Source organism: Maritimibacter sp. 55A14, assembly GCF_003122205.1.
GTDB lineage: Bacteria > Pseudomonadota > Alphaproteobacteria > Rhodobacterales > Rhodobacteraceae > QEYE01.
In genome coordinates, this window is the sequence record NZ_QEYE01000006.1 from 1 (window position 1) to 22,988 (window position 22,988).

Below are 22,988 nucleotides of genomic sequence, written 5' to 3' on the forward strand. Positions count from 1 at the left end.
GGACAGTCATGGCTTACAAGACGGATATCGAGATCGCGCGGGAAGCGAAGAAGAAGCCGATCCAGGAGATCGGGGCGAAGCTGGACATACCGAGCGAGCATCTTCTGCCGTTCGGTCATGACAAGGCGAAGGTCTCGAACGAGTTCATCCGGAGCGTTCAGGGCAACGCGGACGGCAAGCTGATCCTCGTGACGGCGATCAACCCGACGCCTGCGGGCGAGGGCAAGACGACGACGACGGTGGGTCTTGGCGACGGTCTGAACCGGATCGGCAAGCGCGCGGCGATCTGCATCCGCGAGGCGTCTCTGGGCCCGTGTTTCGGGATGAAGGGCGGGGCCGCGGGGGGCGGCTATGCGCAGGTCGTCCCGATGGAGGAGATGAACCTGCATTTCACCGGGGATTTCCATGCGATCACCAGCGCGCACAATCTGCTCTCGGCGATGATCGACAACCACATCTACTGGGGCAACGCGCTGGAGATCGACGAGCGCCGGGTGGTCTGGCGGCGGGTTCTGGACATGAACGACCGGGCGCTGCGCGACGTGGTCACCTCGCTGGGGGGCGTGGCCAACGGCTTCCCGCGGCAGACCGGCTTCGACATCACCGTGGCCTCGGAGGTGATGGCGATCCTGTGCCTGGCGACGGACCTGGCGGATCTGCAGCGCCGTCTGGGCGACATCATCGTGGCCTACACGCGCGAGAAGAAGGCGATCACCTGCCGCGACATCAAGGCCGACGGGGCGATGACGGTGCTCCTGAAGGATGCGATGCAGCCCAACCTGGTGCAGACGCTGGAGAACAACCCGGCCTTCGTGCATGGCGGCCCGTTCGCCAATATCGCGCATGGCTGCAACTCGGTCATGGCGACGACGACGGCGCTCAAGGTTGCCGATTACGTGGTGACCGAGGCCGGTTTCGGGGCCGATCTGGGGGCCGAGAAGTTCATGAACATCAAGTGCCGCAAGGCCGGCCTGGCGCCCTCGGTGGTGGTCGTGGTGGCCACGGTGCGGGCGATGAAGATGAATGGCGGCGTGGCCAAGGCCGACCTGGGCGCGGAGAACGTGGAGGCGGTGAAGAAGGGCTGCCCGAACCTCGGCCGTCATATCGAGAACGTGAAGAGCTTCGGGGTGCCGGTGGTGGTGGCGATCAACCATTTCGTGACCGACACCGAGGCCGAGATCGCGGCGGTGAAGGAATATGTCTCCGGGCAGGGCTCGGAGGCGATCCTCTGCCAGCACTGGGAGAAGGGCTCGGAAGGGGCGGCCGAACTGGCCACCCGCGTCGCCGAGATCGCCGATGCCGACATGGCCAATTTCGCCCCGCTCTACAGCGACGAGCTGTCGCTGCTGGCGAAGGTCGAGACGATCGCCAAGCGCATCTACCGCGCCGACGAGGTGCTGGCCGACCAGAAGGTGCGGAACCAGCTGCACGAATGGGAGGCGGCGGGGTACGGCCACCTGCCGGTCTGCATGGCCAAGACCCAGTACAGCTTCACCACCGACCCGAACCGGCGCGGCGCGCCGACCGGACACTCGGTGCCGATCCGCGAGGTGCGCCTGTCCGCCGGCGCCGGCTTCGTCGTCGTCATCTGCGGCGAGATCATGACCATGCCGGGCCTCCCGCGCGTGCCCTCCGCCGAGGCGATCATGCTCAACGACCAGGGCCAAATAGAGGGGCTGTTCTGACATCATGGCAAGGATTTACACCATAACCCTGCCGGTTCGCGGCGACGGCAAAGGCGACAATGTCTTCGCCCACGCCGCGGCCCTGGCCAGGCGCTTCGGCGCGCATGTGCAGGTCCTGCACTGCCGGCCGACCCCCGAGGATCTGATGCCCTATGGCGTCGTGGTCCCGAATTTCATGCGCCGCCAGATCGAAGATGCGGCCAAGAAAGCCTCGGAGGTGGAGGAGGACAAGCTGCGCGAGGAGTTCCGCGAACTTTCCGTCAAGCTGGGCCTGACGGAACAGGACCCCGATCCGGGCACGGCGACGACCGGCTTTGTGGAATATACCGGCAAACAGGTGGATGCCGTGCGCCATTACGGACGGCTGGCCGATCTGGTCTGCGTTCCTTCGCCCGACCGCAAGCGCAATCTCGGCGAGAACACGCTGAAATCCGCGCTCTACTCCACCGGCCGGCCGGTGCTGATCTGCCCGCAGCGCGACAGCATCCCGGACGATCTGGGAAGCCATGTCGCGATCGGCTGGAACGGCTCGCTGGAGGCCACGCGCGCCGTCGCCATGGCGATACCGTTGATCGAGGCGGCGTCGAAGGTGACGATACTGACCACCGGCAAAGAGGTTCACGCGGCCACGGCCGAGGAGCTTGTCGCCTATCTCGCCCTGCGCGGGGTAAGCGCGACAGTGAGTCGTTTCGAGCGGCGCGGCAATATCGGCCGCAGCCTGCTGGAACTGTGCAAGTCGGAAGGTGCAGATATTCTTGTCATGGGCGCCTATCACGAAAGCTACGAGCGCGAAACGATCTTCGGCGGCAACACGCAGGTTGTCGTGGATGAAGCGACCATTCCGGTCGTTCTGGTCCATTAGGAACGAGGGCCAGATATAAGAACGCCCGGACGGCCTCGAGCGGAAGAAAGCTGCCGGGCGAATCATCAAGCGGACAGAGATCCGCGAAACGGCCGCCGATCGGCGGCGCTAAACGGCCCTGAAGGGGTCACATACTTGGGAGGAAAGACATGAAGCTCATTAAAGTACTGGCAACCAGTGCCGCGGCTCTCGCGGTCATGGCGCCGGCGGCATTCGCGGAATGGCAGCCGCGCAAGCCCATCGAGTTCATCATCATGGCCGGCAAGGGCGGCGGCGCCGACCAGATCGCGCGCCTGCTGCAGGGCCTGATCGAGAAGAAGGACCTTTCGCCGCGCCCGTTCATCCCGATCAACAAGCCGGGCGGCTCCGGCGCCGAGGCGCTGCGCTACCTGCAGGACAAGGCCGGCGACAACCACACCGTCATGATGACGCTCAACAGCTACTACACCACGCCCGTGATCCAGGAGGGTCTTGGCGTGGACATCACCGAGTTCACGCCGATCGGCCTGATGGCGCTGGATACGTTCCTGCTGTGGGTCAACACGGACCGCGAGGACATCACCGATCTCGACAGCTATGTCGCGACGGTGAAGGAGGCCGGGCTTGACTGGAAAGTCGGCGGCACCGGCTCCGGTCAGGAGGATTCGATCCTAACCGCGATGATGGAGGCCGAGTTCGGCTATGAGGTGACGTATGTCCCCTTCCCGGGCGGCGGCACCGTGGCCAAGAACCTCGTCGGCAACCACATCGATTCCACGGTCAACAACCCAGCCGAGCAACTCGAATTCATGCGGGCCGGCAACTCCAAGCCGTTGGTCCAGTTCACGGATGAGCGCATGGCGGCCTTCCCGGACGTCCCGACCGCCAAGGAACTGGGCGTGGACATCGAGTACTACATGCAGCGCTCGGTGAACGGCCCTCCGGGCATGGATCCGGAAGCGCAGGCCTGGTACGAGAACCTCTTCCAGGAGCTCTATGATTCCGAGGAATGGCAGAGCTTCTGTGCCTCCGAGGGCCTGGACTGCGCAGGCATGATGCGCGGCGAGGAACTCGGCGAGTTCCACGAGAAGCAACTTGCCGCCCATATCAAGCTGATCGAAGAGGTCGGCGCAGACAAGATCACCGGCGAGTGATCGACCCGCCGGGCCGGGCACAAGACCCGGCCCGGCCCCCCGCCGGATGTATCTGAAACCCTGAAATCGGTCGCCCTTGCAACGGCGAAACGGGTGAGGTGCATCTTGCGGTCAATGACGAAATTCACGCAACGCGGCATTGGAGCGCTAGAATGACAGTCCGAACCGCAGAACTCTTGATGGCCATCGCGACGTTTCTGGCGTCCCTTGGGCTCATGCTGAATGTCTATGTGTCCGATCTGAACATCGGATGGGTCGAGGGCCGCGGACCCGGCGCCGGGATGTGGCCCTTCTGGCTCGCCTTCGTCATGGCGCTCGCGTCCTTCGCCACGCTCGTGCGCTGGATCCGCGGAATCACGCCGGAATCCCGATCGACCGAGGACTACGTCGACCGCGACACGCTCTTTCTTGTCGTCATCTCGGCCGTTGCGCTGCTCGTGCTACTGATCCTGTTCGAGATCATCGGCGCCTATTTCTCGCTGATGCTCTTCATGTTCTTCTATTTGCGCACGATCGGCCGCCACGGCTGGGTGGCCACCTGGTCGCTGGTGATCGGTACGCCGATCTTCGTCTATCTCCTCTTCGAGGTCGCGCTCACGAAGTACCTGCCCAAGGGGCTGCCGTTCTTCGAGAACCTCTTCCTCTATGTCGATGACATCCGCTACTCGCTCTTCTGAGCGGCGCGCCGAACAAAACAGGTAGACCATACCATGATGGAAACCGTTCTCTCTTCACTCGGTTCGGGGCTGCTGCAGTCATTTGAGCCGCTCAACCTCTTCATGATCTTCGCCGGGTGTCTGGCCGGGCTATTCGTGGGCGCCATGCCCGGGCTCGGTTCGGTCAACGGGGTGGCAATCCTGCTGCCGGTGACGTTCCTGGTGCCGCCCACCGCGGCGATCATCTTCCTGGCCGCTCTCTATTACGGGGCGATGTATGGCGGCGCGATCAGTTCGATCACGCTGGGCATACCAGGCTCGTCAACGGCCGTTGCGACAGTCTTCGACGGGCGACCGATGGCGCAGGCCGGCAAGGCCGACCAGGCCCTGACGGCGGCCGCCATCGCGTCTTTCATCGGCGGCACGATCTCGATCATCCTCTTCACGCTCTTCGCGCCGCCGCTAGCCGTCTTCGCCCTGAAATTCGGCCCACAGGAGGAATTCGCCCTCATGGTGCTGGCCTTCGCCACCTTCATCGGGCTGGGCGGGGACGACATTCCCAAGACGATCTTCTCGATCATGGTCGGCCTGGTGCTGGCGGCGGTCGGCTTCGACATCATCTCGGGCAAGCCGCGGCTGATCTTCTTCGACATGGTCGATTTCCAGCGCGGGATCGAGTTCCTGGTCCTGGCGATCGGCATCTACGGCATCGGCGAGATGCTCTGGACGCTGGAGAGCACCAAGGGCGCGATCACGCTTCACAAGGTCGATACGAGCTGGAAGAAGTTCCGCCATAATCTCGGGCAGGTGCGGGAATATATCGGGACCACCACGCTGGGCGCGATGATCGGCTTCTTCGTGGGCACCCTGCCCGCGGCGGGGGCGACGCCGGCCTCGCTGATGTCCTATGGCCTGGCCAAGACCTTCTCGAAGGACCCCGACAGCTTCGGCAAGGGCAACATCGCCGGTGTGGCTGCGCCCGAGGCAGGCAACAACGCGGCCTCCACGGGCTCCATGCTACCGATGATCACGCTGGGCATTCCCGGCTCGCCCACCACGGCGATCCTGCTGGGCGGGATGATCATCTGGGGGCTGCGGCCCGGCCCGCTACTGTTCACCGAAAGCCCGGATTTCGTCTGGGGGCTGATCGGGTCGATGTATGTCGCCAACACGGTCACGGTGTTGCTCAACCTCGCGCTGATCCCGGTCTTCATCCGGGTGCTGGCGATGCCCTTCACCATCCTGACGCCGATCATCTTCGTGCTCTGCGTCGTGGGCGTCTTCGCGACCACCGACCGGATGTTCGACACCTGGCTGATGCTGATCTTCGGGGTCGTGGGCTACCTGATGCGCAAGCTGAACTACCCGGTCGCGCCGGCCGTGCTGGCCATCGTGCTGGGGCCGTTGGCCGAACGCTCTCTGCGGCAGTCGCTGATCTCCAGCCGGGGGGACGCGATGACCTTCCTGGAACGGCCGATTTCGCTGGCCTGCATCCTGGTCGCGGCGGCGCTGGTGGCCTATCCGATCGTCAACGGGATGCGCCGCCGCCGCAGGGCGCGGGCGGCCCAGGAGTAACGAGCAGCGCACCGTCCCGCCCGCGCGGCGGGGCGGCGCAACAGGTGACGGAGTTTGCGCCGTCGCATGACGTGCATCGCCCCGCACGGAAACCGACAAGCGGGACGGTCGCGGACGGCGCAGAACCCGCAGGCCGGGCAGGGGGCCATCCTGCCCGGCCGCACGTATGAAAGGAACGTTATGGCCGATGCGGAGGAGCAACTCGACGCCTGGAACCCGGGACTGACATCGGAGATCCCGCGAAGGCTCCTGCCGCAGGTGACGCTCTACCGTCCCGAGAATGCGACCGTGGGCTACGAGGAGGCGCGCGATGCCGCGGATTTCTGCGGATTGAGGCCGCAGGACATGATCGCGCTCAATGCCGGGCGGCTGGTGATCCACGAAATGCTGATCCGCGTGACCGCCGATCTGCATGTGCCCGACGGCCCAAATTACGAGGAACTGGGCCTGAACCTGCGCAGCATGGCGGCGCGCATCCTCAACAAGCATATCCAGCCGCGGATGGGAGATCTGGAGACGCGCTTCGCTGAATTGCGTGCAGAGGCCCAGGTGCGGCTCGCGGAGATACTGGAGCGCGATATTTTCGCCCGCCACCAGCGCGGGCAGCAGGACGCGCCGGGATTCTTCGCCCGGCTCATGGGCCGCAAGCCCCCGCCGGCCGAGACCGAACGCCCGGAGATCCTGGCGCTGGCGGAGTGGAAAGCAGCCATCGGCGACGCGGCCGATCCGCTGGAGACCGCCTGCCTCGACGCGCTCCGCGCGATCGTTGGCGGCATGGTGGGCCAGCGCGGGCGGCTCTTCGCGGATCGCGAGACGATCCTGCGCCTTGCCGCCAACCGGGTGTGCAACGATTTCGGCAGTCGGCGGATCGGCGAATGGATCACGCCGATCATTGCCGAAGCGGCGGAGACCGAAGGCTACCGGATGCTGCCCTTTCAGGACAAACCCTTCATCATGAACGTCAAGGGCGCCTCGGCGGCGGGCAAGAGCACGATCCGCCCGCTGCAGAAGGAACTGGCCGAACGGCTTGAAATTCCCTGGCAGGATTTCGCGCTGATCAGCCCGGATTACTGGCGGAAATTCCTGCTGGACTACAAGAGCCTCGGGCCGGATTACAAATATGCCGCCATGCTCACGGGCCAGGAACTGGAGATCGTCGACAAGAAGCTGGACCGCTACATGCAGGACAAGGCGATGCGCCAGGAAATGCCGCATCTGCTGATCGACCGCTTTCGCTTCGACAGCTTCTCCTCGCCCAATTCCAATCAGGCCGACGGCAAGCTGCTCAGCCGTTTCGGGGATACCGTCTTCCTGTTTCTCATCATCACGCCGCCCGCGGAAACGGTGGAGCGTGCCTGGACTCGCGGGCTGACCACCGGGCGGTTCAAGGCGGTGGACGATCTGCTTTATCACAATATCGAGGCCTATATGGGGATGCCGCAGCTCTTCCTCTCCTGGGTCAACAAGAAGCGGCAGAAAATCCATGTCGAGTTTTTGGACAATTCCGTGCCGTTGGGTCAGCGCCCCCGGACCGTTGCCTTCGGCTGGAACGGTGAGGTCACGATCATCGACCCCGACTGCATGCGCGCCATGAACCGCTACCGCAACATCAATATCGACGCGCGCAGACCCGAGGACGTGTTCCTTGAGGCGAAAAATCCCGGCAAGGATATGCTGGCCGAATGCGTGGAGGCGGTTCCGAAGGTGACATTCGCCGATCCCGCGACGCTGGAGATACGCGGCCAGACGCAGGATGGCGTCTGCATCTACGAGGCGGACGGGTATTTCGAGCGGCTTGGTCTGGCCGGGATGCCGAGGCGGCCCGACGGGGACGCCCTTGGCAGCCCGCCGAACCCGGCACGCATTGATGCAGAGCGCGAGAGGCGCTTCACGGTCGGAGACTGGGACGGGGGCTGACCGCTCAGCCCTGCGGAGCCAGCAAAATCTTGCCGTGATGGCCGGCGCTTTCCATCATCGCATGGCCCGCCGCCGCCTCCTCGAAGGGAAAGACCTTGAAGGTCTGTGCCGAAAGCGCGCCCTTTGCGAAGAGCGGCCAGACCGCCTCTTCCAGGTCGCGGGCAACCGCGCTCTTGAACGCGGCGGGACGCGAGCGCAGGGTGGAGCCCGTATAAACCAGCCGCTTGAGCATGATCGGCATCAGGTTGATTTCCACCTTCGAGCCGGCGTTGAAGGCAATCTGCACGATCCGGGCATCGGGGCTCGCGGCCTTGACGTTTCGCGCCACGTAGTCGCCCCCGATGATGTCGAGGATCAGGTTCGCGCCGCCCGCCTCGCGCACCACATCGACGAAATCCTCGTCGTTGAAATTGATTGCGCGCTCGGCGCCGAGAGACCGGACATAGTCACAGTCGTCGGCCGTGGCGCAGGTGGTGAAGACGCGCAGACCAAGCGCCGCGCCAAGCTGCACGGCGGTGGAGCCGATGCCACCCGCGCCGCCATGGATCAGCAGCAGATCGCCCGCGTTGCGCGGCAACTCAAAGAAAAGGTTGCTCCAGACAGTGAAATAGGTCTCACAAAGCCCGGCGGCGTCCTGCTCGGACATCCCGCCGGGAAGGGGCAGGCAATGGGTCGCGTCCACCGCGACATATTCCGCGTAGCCCCCGCCATTGGTCAGCGCGCAGACGCGGTCCCCGACGGCCCAGCGTCGGGCGTCTTCGCCAAGCGCCACGACCTCACCCGAGACCTCGAGCCCCAGAAGGTCGGAGGCGCCCTTGGGCGGCGGATAATGCCCGCGCCGCTGCACCAGGTCGGGGCCGTTCACCCCCGCCGCCGTCACCCGGATCAGAACCTCGCCCGCGCCGGGCTGCGGCAGATCGCGCGTGCCTGTCTCCAGCACCTCCGGGCCACCGGGTTCGCGCATCTCGACCGTCTTCATCCTGGTTGGCAGCATGTCCTGTCTCCGCTTGGAAATCGCTGGATAATCGGGGCGGCGGCACTTATCCTGAGGCCGAAATTATGGCCTACCCCGAGGGATGGCAACCGGAAAGCCCCATGCTGCGATGACCGAAATCCGCGATCTCAAAATGCTGGTGGCGCTTTCGCAATACCGCCATTTTTCCAGGTCCGCCGATGCCTGCGGCATCTCGCAGCCCGCCTTCTCGGCGCGGATACGGAAAATGGAAGACGGGTTCTCCATCCCGCTGGTGCGGCGCGGAAACCAGTTCATGGGTTTCACCCGCGAGGGGGAGGTCGTGCTGAAATGGGCCCGCAAACTGCTGGCCGACATGGACGGCATGAACCAGGAGATCGCGTCGCTGAGCGACAATCTGGGCGGCAGGCTGGTGATCGGGGTGATCCCGACGACGCTGCCCTTCGCGGCAAGGGTCTCGGCCAATCTGCGGCGGCTCCATCCCAACCTGATGGTGGAGATCCTGTCGCTCTCCACCGGGCAGATCAAGGCGCAGCTCAACGACTATTCGATCGACGCCGGCATGATCTACTTCCGCGATGCCGAACCGGGCATGGCCGAGCGGCTCTATGACGAGAGTTACGTGCTGATCGCGCCGGGCGAACTGGCGCCGCGGAGCAGCGGCACCGCAACCTGGTCCGAGGCCGCCGCGCTGCCGCTTTGCCTGTTGACGCGGGACATGCGCAACCGTCAGCTCGTCGATGACATTTTCGCGCGGATTGAAAGGGTTCCGCAGGTGGTGATGGAGGCGAATGCCTTCACCGCGACGCTGGCGCAGGTGGCCAGCGGCAGCGCCGCGACAATCGCGCCGCTCAGCGTGGCCGAGACCTTCTTCACCTCCGACGCGCTGGTGCGCCTGCCGCTCGTGGAGCCGGAGGTCACCCATGCCATCGGGTTGTCGGTCAAGGACCAGGATCCCATCCTTCCGGTGATCGGCGCATTGCGCGTGGCGGTACGGGCGTCATTATAGCCAGGACAGATGGCGCCTTCGGAAATTCGTATTTGAATGTATGATGACTTTCCGCGATGTTCAGGCAACGAAGTGGAGGCGCTTTCATGAATGCACAAACACCGGGGGCCGGGGTCTGGAAATCCGGCCGTGGCAAGGGTCGCAAGACACCGAAGGGCCGCCAGATCGAGGATGCGGCGCTGGGGGAAGTGCGGACCCTTCTGGGCGACCGCCCGCGCCGGCGCGACCACCTGATCGAGTTCCTGCATCTCATCCAGGACGAATACGGCCATCTTTCCGCGGCGCATCTGCGTGCGCTCGCCGAGGAAATGCGCGTCGGCCAGGCCGAGGTCTACGAGGTCGCCACCTTCTACGCGCATTTCGACGTGGTGAAGGAGGGCGAGACGCCGCCGCCGGCGCTGACCATCCGGGTCTGCGATTCGCTGTCTTGCGAACTCGCCGGGGCGCAGCAGTTGCAGCAGGCGCTGGAGGATGGGCTCGACCCGGCGCAGGTACGTGTGGTGCGCGCGCCCTGCATGGGGCGTTGCGACACCGCGCCGGTGCTGGAACTGGGCCATAACCATATCGACCACGCCACGCCCGAGAAGGTAAAGGCCGCAATTGCCGCGGGCGAGACGCATCCGCATATCCCCGACTACGAGGCGCTCGGCGCCTATCGCGCCGGGGGCGGCTACGAGACGCTGGCGGAGTTGCGCAAGGGCGGCGATTTCGAGACCGTGCAGCAGACGCTGCTCGATTCGGGCCTGCGCGGGCTTGGCGGCGCGGGCTTCCCCTCGGGCCGCAAATGGGGCTTCGTGCGGGACGAGAGCGGGCCGCGCTACCTGGCTGTCAATGGCGACGAGGGCGAGCCCGGCACCTTCAAGGATCGCTTCTACCTAGAACGTGAACCGCATGTTTTCCTTGAGGGAATGCTGATCGCCGCTTGGGCGGTGGAAGCCGAGACCTGCTTCATCTACATGCGCGACGAATATCCGGCGGTCCTGAAAATCCTCGCCGACGAGATCGCCGGGCTGGAGGCCGCCGGGATCATCGCGCCGGGTTTCGTGGAACTGCGCCGCGGCGCGGGCGCCTATATCTGCGGCGAGGAAAGCGCGATGATCGAGTCGATCGAGGGCAAGCGCGGGCTGCCGCGCCATCGTCCGCCCTTCGTCGCGCAGGTCGGCGTCTACAACCGCCCGACACTGGTGAACAATGTCGAGACGCTCTACTGGGTCGCGCGCGTCCTGCGCGACGGCAAAGAGGTTCTCGCGGGCGTGGAGAAGAACGGCCGCACGGGCCTGCGCTCCTACTCGGTCTCGGGACGGGTCAAAAAACCTGGCGTGCATCTGCTTCCTGCAGGCTCCACCATCCTTGACATCATCGAGGCCGCCGGGGGTATGCTGGACGGGCACGAATTCAAGGCCTACCAGCCCGGCGGGCCGTCCTCGGGGCTTCTGCCGGCGACGCTGGATGACGTGCCGCTCGACTTCGACACGCTTCAGCCGCACGGCACGTTCATCGGCTCCGCCGCGGTCGTGGTGCTGTCGGACAAGGACAGCGCGCGGGCTGCCGCGCTGAACATGCTGCGCTTCTTCGAGGATGAGAGTTGCGGCCAATGCACGCCCTGCCGGTCCGGTTGCGAGAAGGCGGTGAAGCTGATGCAGGCCGACAGATGGGATCAGGGACTTCTTGAGGAACTCTGTCAGACCATGGCCGATGCCTCGATCTGCGGGCTTGGACAGGCCGCCCCGAACCCGATCCGGCTGACCATGAAGCATTTCGGCGACGAGATCGGCTGACCGCGCCGCACGCAACGCCCAGCGAAGGAACTTTCCGATGGCTGATGGAAACGCACTCAAGACGATCACATTCACCCTCGACGGCGAGGAGGTCACGGTGCCCGATGGCTGGACCATCTGGGAGGCCGCGCAGGGCAGGGGGCTGGTGATCCCGCATCTCTGCCACAAGCCGGCGCCGGGCTACCGCCCCGACGGCAATTGCCGGGCCTGCATGGTCGAGGTGGAGGGCGAGCGCACGCTCGTCGCCTCCTGCATCCGGCAGGCCGCCGAGGGGATGGTCGTCAAGACCGACAGCGACCGGGCGGAAAACTCCCGCAAAATGGTGATGGAGCTTCTGCTGGCCGACCAGCCCGCGCAGGAGGAGGCGCATGACGCGTCCTCTCATCTGTGGGAGATGGCGAAGCTCAACGGCGTCAGCGAGAGCCGCTTTCCCGCGCTGGAAGAGACGCGCGTGCCGCTGCTCGACGACAGCCATGTGGCGATGCGCGTCAATCTGGACGCCTGCATCCAGTGCAATCTCTGTGTGCGCGCGTGCCGCGACGTGCAGGTCAACGACGTGATCGGCATGGCCGGGCGCGGCCATGACAGCTTCCCGGTCTTCGATTTCGACGACCCGATGGGCGAGAGCACCTGCGTGGCCTGTGGCGAATGCGTGCAGGCCTGCCCCACCGGCGCGCTGATGCCCGCCACGGTTCTGGACGACCGGCAGCAGGGCGACAGCGCCGATTTCGACAGCGAGGTGGAAAGCATCTGCCCCTTCTGCGGCGTGGGATGTCAGGTCTCGCTCAAGGTCAAGGACGGCCGCGTCAAGTATGTCGAGGGTATCAACGGCCCGGCGAACGAGGGGCGGCTCTGCGTGAAGGGCCGCTTCGGGTTCGATTATATCCATCACGACCACCGGCTGACGAAACCGCTCATCCGGCGCGAGGATGCACCCGTCAAGGGTCTGAACGTGGACCCGTCGAACTGGAAGGACTTCTTCCGTGAAGCAAGCTGGGACGAGGCGCTGGATTTCGCCGCCGGCGGTTTCAAGCGGCTCAAGGACGAACATGGCGGCAAATCCGTCGCGGGCTTCGGCAGCGCCAAATGCACCAACGAGGAAGCCTATCTCTTCCAGAAGCTCATCCGCCAGGGGTTCGGTCACAACAACGTGGACCACTGCACGCGGCTCTGCCACGCCTCGTCGGTGGCCGCACTTATCGAGAATGTCGGCTCCGGCGCGGTGACCGCTACCTTCAACGAGATCGAAAACGCCGATGTGGCGATCATCATCGGCGCCAACCCGGTCGAGAACCACCCCGTCGCGGCGACCTATTTCAAGCAGTTCACCAAGCGCGGCGGCAAGCTGATCGTGATGGACCCGCGGGGCGTGGGCATGCGCCGGTTCGCCACCCATATGCTGCAATTCAAGCCCGGCGCGGATGTCTCGATGCTGAACGCGATCATGCATGTGATCGTCGAGGAAGGGCTCTACGACCAGCAGTATATCGAAGCCTTCACCGACAACTGGGAGGCCGAGAAGGCGCATCTAGCGCAGTTCCCGCCCGAGAAGATGCAGGAGCTTTGCGGCATTCCCGCCGAGACGCTGCGGCAGGTGGCGCGCGAATTCGCGACCGCCAAGGCCGGCATGATCTTCTGGGGCATGGGGATCTCCCAGCACATTCACGGCACCGACAATTCGCGCTGCCTGATCAGCCTCGCACTGATGTGCGGGCATATCGGCCGTCCGGGCACCGGCCTGCACCCGCTGAGGGGCCAGAACAACGTGCAGGGCGCGTCCGACGCGGGGCTCGTCCCCATGTTCCTGCCCGATTACCAGAGCGTCACCGATGACGGGGTGCGCCGCGCCTTCACCGAAGTCTGGCAGTCGGGCGATTTCAGTGCCGAGAAGGGCCTGACCGTGACCGAGATCATGGACGACGTGCATGCCGGCAATACCCGCGGGATGTATATTCTGGGCGAAAACCCGGCAATGTCGGACCCGGATGTGGAGCACGCCCGCGATGCGCTGGCCAAGCTGGAGCATCTGGTGGTGCAGGACATCTTCATCACCGAGACGGCCAATTATGCCGACGTGATCCTGCCCGCATCCGCCTTCTTCGAGAAGTCCGGGACGGTGACCAACACCAACCGGCAGGTCCAGATGGGCCGCCCCGCCGTCAGCCCGCCGGGCGAGGCGCGCGAGGACTGGGTGATCACCGTCGATCTCGCCAACAGGCTGGGGCTCGGCTGGGAGTATGACAGCCCGGCCGACGTCTTCGCGGAGATGAAGAAGAACATGGGCTCGCTCGACAACATCACGTGGGATCGGCTGGAACGCGAGAACGCCGTGACCTATCCCTCGCTCAGCCCCGAGGATCCGGGCCAGGCGATTGTCTTCGGCGACGGTTTTCCGCGGGCGGAGGGTCGCGCGCGATTCACACCGGCCAGCGTGATCCCGCCCGACGATCTGCCCGACGCCGATTATCCGATGGTTCTGACCACCGGGCGGCAACTGGAGCATTGGCATACCGGCTCGATGACCCGGCGCGCCAGCGTGCTCGACGCGGTGGAGCCCGAGGCCAACTGCTCGATGCACCCTGCGACGCTGCGCAAGATGGGGGTGGAGCCTGGCGAAATGGTGCGGCTGACGACCAAGCGCGGCTCGATCCGGATCATGGCGCGCGCCGACCGTGCAATCGCGCCCGACATGGTGTTCCTGCCATTTGCCTATGTGGAGGCGGCGGCGAATATCCTGACCAACCCGGCGCTCGACCCCTATGGCAAAATCCCGGAATTCAAGTACTGCGCCGTGCGGGTCGAGGCCGACCAAAGCATCGCCGCGGAGTGACGGAGGACGCCGCGAAGCACGGCGGGGCGGACGCGCTCCGCGTGGGCGTGGCGGGCACCGGAGCGATCGGCTTTGCGGTCATGGCCGCGCTCGACGCGGGCGGCATCGCGGGCTGCAGGCTTGTGGCCTTCGCGGCCAGTTCGTCCGGGCGCGGGGGCGAGATCAACGCGAAGCTCACGCATCCGGTGCCTATCCGGGCGCTGGCCGATCTGGCACAGGATTGCGATCTGGTGGTCGAATGCCTGCCGCCGGATCTCTTTGCGCAGATCGCCAAGCCCACGCTTGAAGCCGGGCGCGTGCTGGTCGTGCTCTCGGCCAGCCAGATTCTGGAGCGCGCCGACCTGATCGTGCTGGCGCGGCGTACCGGCGGGCGCATCGTGGTGCCCTCGGGCGCGATCCTGGGGCTCGACGCGCTGCGCGCGGTGCGGGAGGGAACCATCGCCTCGGTCCGGATCGTGACGCGCAAGCCGGTGGCGGGGCTGGTTCGGGCGCCCTTCGTGCGGCGCAGCGGTATCGAGTTGGAAGGAATTTCCGAGCCGGTCCGCATCCTGGAGGGATCGGTGAGCGAAGTGGCGCGGGAATTCCCGGCCAATGTGAATGTCGCCGCGGCGGTCAGCCTGGCGGGGATCGGCCCCGAAGAGACCCGCATGGAGATCTGGGCCGACCCGGCGCTGACGCGCAACCGGCACGAGCTGCGGGTCGTCTCGGACAGTTCAGATTTCACCGTCACGATCGAAAATCGTCCCAGCCCGGAGAATCCGGCCACCAGCCAGATCACCGCGCAGAGCGTCATCGCCTATTTGCGCGGGCTCGGCAGCCCGTTGCAGGTCGGCATTTAGCCCGTCGCGTTGGATCGGAGCCCCCGCCCATCCGGCGATGGCCCCCCGGATCAAGTCCTGGGGGCGCGCGCGAATCCGAATCGGCGCAGTTCGCCATAGTTTCTGCGGAGGTGTCCCTAGCCGGGCGCGCGCCGCAAAGCCTGCGCCATGCAGTGGATGCCGCCGCCGGTCTTCGATATTTCGGCCGTGTCGACCGCAGCCACCTCGAAGCCCAGCGCGCGCAGCTTTTCAATGAGCATGGCGGAGGTGGCGGGCGCGATCACCCGCCCGCCTCCCAGCGCCATGAAGTTGCAGCCCAGCGCCATCGTGTCGGGGAAAGGCACGTCAATGATCTCGTGCCCCTTGGCGCGGAGCCAGGCGACGATGGCGGGGTCGGTGCAGGTCTCGCAGACCGCGGTCAGCTTCTCGGCAATGGGCACCACCATCAGGTCGATATGAACGTAATATTCGTCGATGAAGGCCAGCCGCGTCTCCCAACCTTCGCTGTCGAACCACGCCTTGACCTGGCGCGCGCCTTCCTCCTGCGTGCGCGCGCCGCCGCAGCCGATCAGCACGCAGCCCTCCTCGATCACGTTGAAATCGCCACCCTCGAACGTGCCCGCAGTCACCATGTCGTAGATCGGGATGCCCAGCGCCTCGTAGGCGCCGATCGCGGCATAGTTCTCGCCCCGCCGCCACCATTGCGCCATCGCGGTGATGATTGCGCCATAGGGCGTCATCACGCTGCTGTCGCGGGCATAGACCTGCATTGGCAGTTCCGGCTCCGGATCCAGCATGTGGACCGTGACGCCGAAATGCTCATAGGCCGCGACCAGTTCGGCGTGCTGGGCCTGCGCCACCTGGATGTTGCAGGGCGCTTCGCGGAGATGCTTGCGCGACAGCGACGAGGTCGCCAGATGCCGCAGATGTGCGGGCGAGCCCAGAAGTACATCGGTCAGCCGGTCGGTCTCGTTGGCCAGCCCCCAATGCGAAAGCGGAGCGGTCCCGCCGCCCGGCGCGCGGCGTTGCAGGCAGAAGTCTTCGGTCTGATGTGCCGTGTCGGCGGACATGGTCGTCTCCCGGTCTGCTGGTCCGCGCCAAGGCTAGCGCGCTCGCGCGCGCAGAGCAAAGCAATCCGCTCGGGCCGCGCGGGCGTGACCTCCCCGCGCGCCGTGCTAGATTGCGGGAAGACAATCAAGGGAGCTACGCCATGCGCAGACTGATCGCCGTTCTCGTGTTGATCCTGGCTCCCCATGCCGGTGCGGCGGCCTCGCTCGACAGCTCGGTGGGGCAGCTCGACATCTCGCCGGTGGTGCGCGGACTGGAAGAGCCCTGGGGGCTGGCCTTCCTGCCCGGCGGTAGCTTCCTGGTGACAGAGCGCGGCGGGCGGCTGCTGCATTTCGACCCGCAGGGCGAACGCAGCACCGTGAAGGGCACACCCGAGGTCTGGGCGCGCGGGCAGGGCGGCCTGCTCGATGTGATGGTGCCGCGGGATTTCTCACAGACGCGGGAAATATTCCTGAGCTACTCCAAGCCGCAATCGGGGGGCGCGGGCACGGCGCTGGCGGTGGCGCGGCTCTCGCCGGACAATACGCGGCTGGAAAGGCTGCGCGTTCTCTTCGAGATGCAGCCGGGCACCAGCGGCGGGCGGCATTTCGGCAGCCGCATCGTCGAGGCGCCGGACGGCACGGTCTTCCTGACGGTGGGGGAGCGCGGGGACCGGCCGGCGGCACAGGATCTCGGCCGCCATAACGGCTCGGTCATCCGTATTGCGCGCGACGGCACGGTGCCGCCCGACAACCCCTTCAGTGACCGACAAGACGCACGGCCGGAAATCTGGTCCTACGGGCATCGCAACCCGCAGGGTGCGGCGCTCGACGCGCAGGGCTGGCTCTGGGTGGTGGAGCATGGCGCGCGCGGCGGCGACGAGGTCAACCTGGTGCGCAAGGGGGCCAATTACGGCTGGCCGGTGATCAGCTATGGCCGGCACTATTCGGGGCAGAAGATCGGCGAGGGCACGTCGAAGCCGGGCATGGAGCAGCCCGCGCATTACTGGGACCCGTCGATCGCGCCCTCGGGCATGATCGTCTATTCCGGGCGGCTCTGGCCGGAATGGCAGGGGGATTTCTTCGTCGGCTCGCTGAAATTCGACCTGATCTCGCGGCTGGAGCGCGAGGGCGACACCCTGCGCGAGCCCGAGCGGCTGGAGGCGCCCGAGACCGGGCGGGTGCGCGACATCGTGGAGGCGCCCGACGGCACGATCTGGTTTCTGTCGGTACGGCACGGCACGGTCTACCGGATCGCACCGGGCGGCTGAGCGCCGTCAGGTGGCCAGGCGGCTGGACTGGGTTCCCCGCTCGCGATAGGGCGTGGTGTTGTAATGCGCCCGGTAACATTTCGAGAAATGCGAGGGCGAGGCGAAGCCGCAGGCCAGCGCCACGTTGATGACGCTCATATCGGTCTGCATCAGCAGGTTGCGCGCCTTCTGGAGCCGCAATTCCATGTAATAGCGCTTGGGGCTGCGGTTGAGATAGCGCCGGAAAAGCCGTTCGAGCTGGCGCGTGGACATGCCCACCTTCTTGGCCAGGATCGAGGGCGAGACGGGTTCCTCGATATTGCGCTCCATCATCTGGATGACGGACGAGAGCTTAGGATGGCGCACGCCGATGCGCGTCGGGATCGACAGCCGCTGCGTGTCCTGATCGGTGCGGATCGAGGTGTAGATGAGTTGGTCCGCGACCACATTGGCCAGCGACTCGCCGTGATCGTCGGCGATGATCTTGAGCATCAGGTCGATGGAGGAGGTCCCGCCCGCGGTCGAGAGCCGATGGCCGTCCATCACGAAGACGGATTTCGTCAGTTCCACCTCTTCGAAGGCCTCGGCGAAACTGTCCTGGTTCTCCCAGTGGATGGTGGCGCGCTTGCCATCGAGAAGACCCGCCTTGGCCAGCACGTAGGACGCGGTGCAGAGCCCGCCCACGGTCACGCCGCGGCGCGCCTCGCGGCGCAGCCAGTTCAGCACCGGTTTGGTTGCGGCCTTCTGGACGTCGTTGCCGCCGCAGGCCAGGATCACGTCGTCGCGCCCGACCTCGCCAAGGTTCATGTCCAGTTTGAACTCCGCCCCGTTGGAGCACCTCATGAACTCGCCGTTCTCGCCGGCCAGCGACCAGGTATAGAGCGTCCGGCCCGCCTGCGCGTTGGCGATGCGCAGCGGTTCGATGGCCCCGGCAAAGGACAGGAGCGTGAAATTCTCCAGCAGCAAGAAGACGAAATGTCTCGTCCCGGCTTCAGACTTGCCTGCCATGAAGCTGTGCTCCTCCAAGTATCCGCCGACCGGAATGCCACCTCCCGGAACCGGCCTGCGATCCGCGAACCGAAAGCAGGTTTATCGACCGGGATCAAGTAAGACTTGTCCCAGCATACAGACAATTTCGGCGCTGGCCATGCGCGAGCGGGATGCCTATATATAGGCCCTCATTCTGAAGATTTGCAGGAGCAGGCCCAATGACACGCGGCTGGAAGAAATCGGACTGGAGGACCAAGCCTCGGATCCAGATGCCCGACTATACCGACGCCGCCGCACTGAAGGCAGTCGAGGAACAATTGTCCAAGTACCCGCCGCTTGTCTTCGCCGGCGAGGTGCGCAATCTCAAGCGCCAGCTTGGCGAGGTGGCCGAGGGCCGCGCTTTCCTGCTGCAAGGCGGCGACTGCGCCGAGAGCTTCAACGAATTCAGCGCCGACAGCATCCGCGACACATTCCGGGTGATGCTTCAGATGGCCGTCGTGCTGACCTATGGCGCGAAATGTCCGGTTGTGAAAGTGGGGCGCATGGCTGGCCAGTTCGCCAAGCCGCGCTCCGCCCCGACCGAAACGGCGGGCGGCGTCGAGCTGCCCAGCTACCGCGGTGACATCGTCAACGACATCGCCTTCACGCCCGAGGCGCGGATCCCCGATCCCAACCGGATGCTCCAAGCCTATACGCAGGCGGCGGCCTCGCTCAACCTGCTGCGTGCCTTCAGCCAGGGCGGCTATGCCGATATTCACCGCGTGCATTCCTGGACGCTGGGTTTCACCGAAGGCGACGAGGCCGAGAAATACCGCGACCTGGCCAACCGGATCTCCGACGCGCTCGACTTCATGACCGCGGCGGGGATCAATGGTGAGACATCGCACAAGCTGCATACGGTCGATTTTTACACCAGCCACGAGGCGCTGCTTCTGGAATACGAGGAGGCCTTGGCGCGGGTGGACAGCACCTCGGGCCTGCCGGTGGCGGGCTCGGGCCACATGATCTGGATCGGCGACAGGACCCGGCAACCCGACGGCGCGCATGTGGAATTCGCCCGCGGTGTGCAGAACCCGGTGGGCCTGAAATGCGGCCCGTCTATTTCCACCGATGATCTGAAGGTGCTGATCGAGCGGCTCAACCCCGAGAACGAACCGGGCCGCCTGACGCTGATCGCGCGGTTCGGCGCGGGCAAGGTGGGCGAGCATCTGCCGCGCCTTATCCGCGCGGTGGAGGAGGAGGGCGCCAAGGTCGTCTGGTCCTGCGACCCGATGCACGGCAACACGATCAAGTCGGAAAGCGGCTACAAGACCCGGCCCTTCGAGGCGGTGCTCTCGGAAGTGCGGGAGTTCTTCGCGATCCACAAGGCCGAGGGTACCTATCCCGGCGGCGTGCATTTCGAGATGACTGGCAAGGACGTGACCGAATGCACCGGCGGGGTGCGCGCGGTGACCGACGAGGATTTGTCGGACCGCTATCACACCGCCTGCGATCCGCGGCTCAATGCCAGCCAGTCGCTGGAACTGGCCTTCCTGGTGTCGCAGGAATTGTCACGCCAGCGCGAACCCAAGCGCGCGACGGGCTGACCGGCGCGCGGCGGGCGGTCAGTCTTCCTCGCGCATGTAGACCAGGCGCAGGTGCGGACCGGTTTTTCCTTCGGTCGGGGTGAAGCGTGGTGCGGGTTCGGCGAAACCCGGTGCGGCATGGGGGGCCGGGGCTCCCGAGACGATCCGGGTGATCCGCTGGCGCGCGATGGCGAAACGGCGAGGCGGCGCGCCGATGATGCCGTCGGTGACGAGACAGCCCAGCGCACGCGTCATCTCGCCCAGGTCGCTCCGCATCGGAAGCAGGATCATCCGCGCACTGAGCGACATGCGCCCCTGCGCCCGCGCGACAAGGTCAAGCTCGATGATCTCCCGTCCGGCGAAAAGACGGTCGAGCAGGGCGCCGAAGCGTCCGCGATCGGCCGGCTCCAGCAGGCTTGCGGGGGACATGCCGCGTGTCTCCATCCCCATCAGGTCGCACAGGTGCATCCCGGCGATGCGGATGCGGGTGGTGCCCGGTCCGGCGCGTTCCAGAATGAAGGTGTATTCCAGCGCGTCCTCGATCCGGCGCGGATCGAGTTCCGAGCGCATCGGCGCGGCGCGCCCGGCGCGCAACGTTTCCCAATAGTCGAGAACCTGTTTGAGACATCGGTCACTCATCGCGCGCCCCCGCCGAGGAAATGACAGAACCTTGCGGTTCCCGCAAACCGGCTGTTGCATATCACAGCGTACCCTTTCCCTTTCCGATCCGGGTCGCGGCGTTGTCGAAGCGCAGCAGGTCTGTTAACCCTATGATCGAAATACTTACCCAAGTGTTAATTTGCCCGATTCCGGCGCGCAACGAGAGGCAAAAAGTCTTAAATGGTTAATTCCATGACCGGGTTCGCCAGTGCCTCGGGTACGGCGGAGGGACTCGACTGGACCTGGGAGATGCGCGGCGTGAACGCGCGCGGGCTGGATATCCGGCTGCGCCTGCCGGAGGGAATACCGGGGCTGGAACCGCGGGTCCGCGCCGCCGTGGTGGAGCGCGTGGCGCGCGGCAATGTCACGATCGGCCTGCGGCTGCGGCGCGCGGAGGGCGCGGCGGTCGGGCGGCTCGACAGCGACCGGCTCGCCGCGGCGCTCGATGCACTCTGTACCGTGCGCGCGGAGGCGGAGCGGCGCGGGCTAGCCCTGGGGCCCGACACGCCCGCCTCGGTGCTGGGCCTGCGCGGGGTCTTCGAGCCCGGCGGCGAGGCCGACGCGGAACTGACGCCAGACATGCTGGCCGCGTCGCTTGACACGCTCCTCGCGGATTTCGTTGCGATGCGCGCCGAGGAAGGCGCGGCTTTGCAGCGTATCCTGATTGGCCAACTCGACATGGTGGCGGAATTGCTGACCTGCGCGCAGGATGCCGCGGCCCTGCGCGCCGAAGAGACCGAAGAGAATTTCCGCGCCGCGCTCGCCCGCGTGACCGGCAATGCCGAGGGCGTGGAACCGCAGCGCATCGCGCAGGAGCTTGCAGTCATGGCCGTCAAGGCGGACGTGACCGAGGAGTTCGACCGGCTGGACGCGCATGTCGCCGCGGCGCGGGACTTGCTGGGCGCGGGCGGCCCGGTGGGCCGCAGGCTCGACTTCCTGACGCAGGAGTTCAACCGCGAGGCCAACACGCTCTGCTCCAAATCAGGGCACGAGGCGCTGACCCGCATCGGCCTTGACCTCAAGGCGGTGATAGATCAGATGCGCGAACAGGTTCAGAACGTGGAGTGACCGATGTCCGACCGACGCGGCCTGCTTATCATCCTCTCCTCGCCTTCGGGCGCCGGCAAATCCACGCTGGCCCGGCGCCTGCGCGATTGGGACCCGACGATCCGCTTCTCGGTCTCCGCCACCACCCGCAAGCCCCGCGCGGGCGAGGCTGAGGGCAAGGATTACCATTTCCTGAGCGAGGACGAGTTCAAGCGCCAGGTCGCGGCGGGCGAGATGCTGGAACACGCGCATGTCTTCGGCAACTTCTATGGCTCGCCGCGCGGACCCGTGCAGGCGGCGATCGACGCCGGGCGGGATGTGCTTTTCGATATCGACTGGCAGGGCGCGCAACAGATCCGGAATTCGGCGCTGGGGCAGCACACGCTTTCGATCTTCCTGCTGCCGCCGTCGATTCCGGAGCTGCGCCGCCGGCTGGAGAGCCGCGGCCAGGACAGTGCCGAGGTGATCGCCAAACGGATGCAGAAGAGCTGGGACGAGATCAGCCACTGGGACGGCTACGATTTCGTGCTGGTCAACGACGATCTGGACGAGACCGAGGCGCGGCTGAAAAGCATCGTCACCGCCACGCGCCTGCGCCGCAGCCAGCAGCCGGGGCTGACCGAGCATGTTCGCAAGCTGCAGGCGGAGTTCGAGGAGCAGTCATGACGATATACGCACTGGACGGGATCGAACCGAAGCTGGGCGCGGACGCCTGGGTCGCGCCGGACGCCAATATCATCGGCAACGTGGTGCTGGAGGATGCTGCATCGGTCTGGTTCGGCTCGACACTTCGCGGCGATAACGAGCAGATCACGCTGGGGCGCGGCAGCAATATCCAGGAAAACTGCGTACTGCACACGGACATGGGCTATCCGCTGGTGATCGGCGCGGATTGCACGATCGGCCATAAGGTAATGCTGCACGGCTGCACGATAGGCGAGAACAGCCTGATCGGCATGGGTGCGATCGTCCTCAACGGCGCGCGGATCGGGCGCAATTGCCTGATCGGCGCGGGCACGCTGATCACCGAGGGCAAGGAATTTCCCGACGGCAGCTTGGTGATGGGCACGCCCGGCAAGGTGGTGCGCAGCCTTGATGAGGCGGCCATTGCGGGGCTACGCGCGGCGGCGGCGCATTACCGCGAGAACGCGGAGCGCTACCGCGCCGGAATGACCGAGATCGGCTGAGCCGGAG

19 protein-coding genes are annotated in these 22,988 nt (G+C 65.7%); 15 read left to right on the forward strand and 4 right to left on the reverse strand.

Annotated features, from left to right (window positions below):
- Positions 1 to 8: 8 nt before the first annotated feature.
- From DDZ14_RS06355 to DDZ14_RS06380, 6 genes are all read left to right on the forward strand, one after another.
- Positions 9 to 1,685, forward strand: coding sequence for a formate--tetrahydrofolate ligase (locus DDZ14_RS06355; RefSeq protein ID WP_109424121.1), 1,677 nt, complete (start codon positions 9 to 11; stop codon positions 1,683 to 1,685).
- A gap of 4 nt (positions 1,686 to 1,689) precedes the next feature.
- Positions 1,690 to 2,547 (forward strand): universal stress protein, encoded by an 858-nt coding sequence (locus tag DDZ14_RS06360; protein ID WP_109424122.1) that lies wholly within the window; start codon positions 1,690 to 1,692, stop codon positions 2,545 to 2,547.
- Positions 2,548 to 2,696: 149 nt separating this feature from the next.
- On the forward strand, positions 2,697 to 3,680 hold the full coding sequence (locus DDZ14_RS06365) for a tripartite tricarboxylate transporter substrate binding protein (RefSeq protein WP_109424123.1): 984 nt from the start codon (positions 2,697 to 2,699) through the stop codon (positions 3,678 to 3,680).
- 152 nt (positions 3,681 to 3,832) lie between these two features.
- On the forward strand, positions 3,833 to 4,357 hold the full coding sequence (locus tag DDZ14_RS06370) for a tripartite tricarboxylate transporter TctB family protein (protein ID WP_109424124.1): 525 nt from the start codon (positions 3,833 to 3,835) through the stop codon (positions 4,355 to 4,357).
- Positions 4,358 to 4,390: 33 nt separating this feature from the next.
- On the forward strand, positions 4,391 to 5,911 hold the full coding sequence (locus DDZ14_RS06375) for a tripartite tricarboxylate transporter permease (RefSeq protein WP_369914592.1): 1,521 nt from the start codon (positions 4,391 to 4,393) through the stop codon (positions 5,909 to 5,911).
- 180 nt (positions 5,912 to 6,091) lie between these two features.
- Positions 6,092 to 7,828, forward strand: a complete 1,737-nt coding sequence (locus tag DDZ14_RS06380) for a hypothetical protein (RefSeq protein ID WP_109424125.1) — start codon at positions 6,092 to 6,094, stop codon at positions 7,826 to 7,828.
- 4 nt (positions 7,829 to 7,832) lie between these two features.
- On the opposite strand, the gene DDZ14_RS06385 is transcribed toward DDZ14_RS06380, so the two are convergent.
- The gene (locus DDZ14_RS06385; protein WP_233252507.1) at positions 7,833 to 8,822 is read right to left on the reverse strand and encodes an NAD(P)H-quinone oxidoreductase; all 990 of its coding nucleotides are present in this window, start codon (positions 8,820 to 8,822) and stop codon (positions 7,833 to 7,835) included.
- Positions 8,823 to 8,931: 109 nt separating this feature from the next.
- On the opposite strand from DDZ14_RS06385, the gene DDZ14_RS06390 reads away from it, so the two are divergent.
- The 4 genes from DDZ14_RS06390 to DDZ14_RS06405 all read left to right on the forward strand — a co-directional run bounded on the left by DDZ14_RS06390 (position 8,932) and on the right by DDZ14_RS06405 (position 15,257).
- The gene (locus DDZ14_RS06390) at positions 8,932 to 9,810 is read left to right on the forward strand and encodes a LysR family transcriptional regulator (protein WP_158275466.1); all 879 of its coding nucleotides are present in this window, start codon (positions 8,932 to 8,934) and stop codon (positions 9,808 to 9,810) included.
- An 86-nt stretch (positions 9,811 to 9,896) separates the two neighbouring features.
- Positions 9,897 to 11,588, forward strand: a complete 1,692-nt coding sequence (locus DDZ14_RS06395; RefSeq protein WP_109424128.1) for an NAD(P)H-dependent oxidoreductase subunit E — start codon at positions 9,897 to 9,899, stop codon at positions 11,586 to 11,588.
- 37 nt (positions 11,589 to 11,625) lie between these two features.
- Positions 11,626 to 14,418, forward strand: a complete 2,793-nt coding sequence (fdhF, locus tag DDZ14_RS06400) for a formate dehydrogenase subunit alpha (protein WP_109424129.1) — start codon at positions 11,626 to 11,628, stop codon at positions 14,416 to 14,418.
- Positions 14,415 to 15,257: an aspartate dehydrogenase gene (locus DDZ14_RS06405; protein ID WP_109424130.1), complete on the forward strand. Its 843-nt coding sequence runs from the start codon at positions 14,415 to 14,417 to the stop codon at positions 15,255 to 15,257. The genes fdhF and DDZ14_RS06405 overlap by 4 nt, the downstream gene beginning before the upstream one ends.
- Positions 15,258 to 15,373: 116 nt before the next feature.
- Here DDZ14_RS06405 and DDZ14_RS06410 read toward each other — a convergent pair whose 3' ends face one another.
- Positions 15,374 to 16,306 carry a dimethylarginine dimethylaminohydrolase family protein gene (locus DDZ14_RS06410; RefSeq protein WP_109424131.1) on the reverse strand — a complete coding sequence of 311 codons (933 nt, stop codon included), beginning with the start codon at positions 16,304 to 16,306 and terminating at the stop codon, positions 15,374 to 15,376.
- 140 nt (positions 16,307 to 16,446) lie between these two features.
- Here DDZ14_RS06410 and DDZ14_RS06415 point away from each other — a divergent pair, with 140 nt between their 5' ends.
- Entirely contained in the window at positions 16,447 to 17,553 is a 1,107-nt protein-coding gene (locus DDZ14_RS06415; protein ID WP_109424132.1) for a PQQ-dependent sugar dehydrogenase, read from the forward strand.
- 6 nt (positions 17,554 to 17,559) lie between these two features.
- On the opposite strand, the gene DDZ14_RS06420 is transcribed toward DDZ14_RS06415, so the two are convergent.
- Positions 17,560 to 18,540, reverse strand: coding sequence for a GlxA family transcriptional regulator (locus tag DDZ14_RS06420; protein WP_109424133.1), 981 nt, complete (start codon positions 18,538 to 18,540; stop codon positions 17,560 to 17,562).
- A 200-nt stretch (positions 18,541 to 18,740) separates the two neighbouring features.
- Between DDZ14_RS06420 and DDZ14_RS06425 the strand changes: the two genes are divergently transcribed.
- Positions 18,741 to 20,108: a class II 3-deoxy-7-phosphoheptulonate synthase gene (locus DDZ14_RS06425; RefSeq protein WP_109424134.1), complete on the forward strand. Its 1,368-nt coding sequence runs from the start codon at positions 18,741 to 18,743 to the stop codon at positions 20,106 to 20,108.
- Between the two features lie 18 nt (positions 20,109 to 20,126).
- On the opposite strand, the gene DDZ14_RS06430 is transcribed toward DDZ14_RS06425, so the two are convergent.
- Positions 20,127 to 20,726 carry a PAS domain-containing protein gene (locus tag DDZ14_RS06430; protein ID WP_158275467.1) on the reverse strand — a complete coding sequence of 200 codons (600 nt, stop codon included), beginning with the start codon at positions 20,724 to 20,726 and terminating at the stop codon, positions 20,127 to 20,129.
- A 213-nt stretch (positions 20,727 to 20,939) separates the two neighbouring features.
- Here DDZ14_RS06430 and DDZ14_RS06435 point away from each other — a divergent pair, with 213 nt between their 5' ends.
- From DDZ14_RS06435 to DDZ14_RS06445, 3 genes are read left to right on the forward strand one after another with little or no spacing between them, the layout of a single operon-like run.
- Positions 20,940 to 21,815, forward strand: a complete 876-nt coding sequence (locus DDZ14_RS06435) for a YicC/YloC family endoribonuclease (protein WP_233252508.1) — start codon at positions 20,940 to 20,942, stop codon at positions 21,813 to 21,815.
- A gap of 3 nt (positions 21,816 to 21,818) precedes the next feature.
- Complete coding sequence (gene gmk / locus DDZ14_RS06440; RefSeq protein ID WP_109424137.1) at positions 21,819 to 22,460, forward strand: guanylate kinase; 642 nt, start codon at positions 21,819 to 21,821, stop codon at positions 22,458 to 22,460.
- Positions 22,457 to 22,981 carry a gamma carbonic anhydrase family protein gene (locus tag DDZ14_RS06445; RefSeq protein WP_109424138.1) on the forward strand — a complete coding sequence of 175 codons (525 nt, stop codon included), beginning with the start codon at positions 22,457 to 22,459 and terminating at the stop codon, positions 22,979 to 22,981. Before gmk ends, DDZ14_RS06445 begins: the two co-directional genes overlap by 4 nt.
- Positions 22,982 to 22,988 lie beyond the last annotated feature (7 nt).

Bases quoted from the DNA above. Each gene is read 5' to 3' on its own strand.
- DDZ14_RS06355 (WP_109424121.1), top strand. From the start codon at position 9: ATGGCTTACAAGACGGATATCGAGATCGCGCGGGAAGCGAAGAAGAAG.
- DDZ14_RS06360 (WP_109424122.1), top strand. From the start codon at position 1,690: ATGGCAAGGATTTACACCATAACCCTGCCGGTTCGCGGCGACGGCAAA.
- DDZ14_RS06365 (WP_109424123.1), top strand. From the start codon at position 2,697: ATGAAGCTCATTAAAGTACTGGCAACCAGTGCCGCGGCTCTCGCGGTC.
- DDZ14_RS06370 (WP_109424124.1), top strand. From the start codon at position 3,833: ATGACAGTCCGAACCGCAGAACTCTTGATGGCCATCGCGACGTTTCTG.
- DDZ14_RS06375 (WP_369914592.1), top strand. From the start codon at position 4,391: ATGATGGAAACCGTTCTCTCTTCACTCGGTTCGGGGCTGCTGCAGTCA.
- DDZ14_RS06380 (WP_109424125.1), top strand. From the start codon at position 6,092: ATGGCCGATGCGGAGGAGCAACTCGACGCCTGGAACCCGGGACTGACA.
- DDZ14_RS06385 (WP_233252507.1), bottom strand. From the start codon at position 8,822: ATGCTGCCAACCAGGATGAAGACGGTCGAGATGCGCGAACCCGGTGGC.
- DDZ14_RS06390 (WP_158275466.1), top strand. From the start codon at position 8,932: ATGACCGAAATCCGCGATCTCAAAATGCTGGTGGCGCTTTCGCAATAC.
- DDZ14_RS06395 (WP_109424128.1), top strand. From the start codon at position 9,897: ATGAATGCACAAACACCGGGGGCCGGGGTCTGGAAATCCGGCCGTGGC.
- fdhF (WP_109424129.1), top strand. From the start codon at position 11,626: ATGGCTGATGGAAACGCACTCAAGACGATCACATTCACCCTCGACGGC.
- DDZ14_RS06410 (WP_109424131.1), bottom strand. From the start codon at position 16,306: ATGTCCGCCGACACGGCACATCAGACCGAAGACTTCTGCCTGCAACGC.
- DDZ14_RS06415 (WP_109424132.1), top strand. From the start codon at position 16,447: ATGCGCAGACTGATCGCCGTTCTCGTGTTGATCCTGGCTCCCCATGCC.
- DDZ14_RS06420 (WP_109424133.1), bottom strand. From the start codon at position 18,540: ATGGCAGGCAAGTCTGAAGCCGGGACGAGACATTTCGTCTTCTTGCTG.
- DDZ14_RS06425 (WP_109424134.1), top strand. From the start codon at position 18,741: ATGACACGCGGCTGGAAGAAATCGGACTGGAGGACCAAGCCTCGGATC.
- DDZ14_RS06430 (WP_158275467.1), bottom strand. From the start codon at position 20,726: ATGAGTGACCGATGTCTCAAACAGGTTCTCGACTATTGGGAAACGTTG.
- DDZ14_RS06435 (WP_233252508.1), top strand. From the start codon at position 20,940: ATGACCGGGTTCGCCAGTGCCTCGGGTACGGCGGAGGGACTCGACTGG.
- gmk (WP_109424137.1), top strand. From the start codon at position 21,819: ATGTCCGACCGACGCGGCCTGCTTATCATCCTCTCCTCGCCTTCGGGC.
- DDZ14_RS06445 (WP_109424138.1), top strand. From the start codon at position 22,457: ATGACGATATACGCACTGGACGGGATCGAACCGAAGCTGGGCGCGGAC.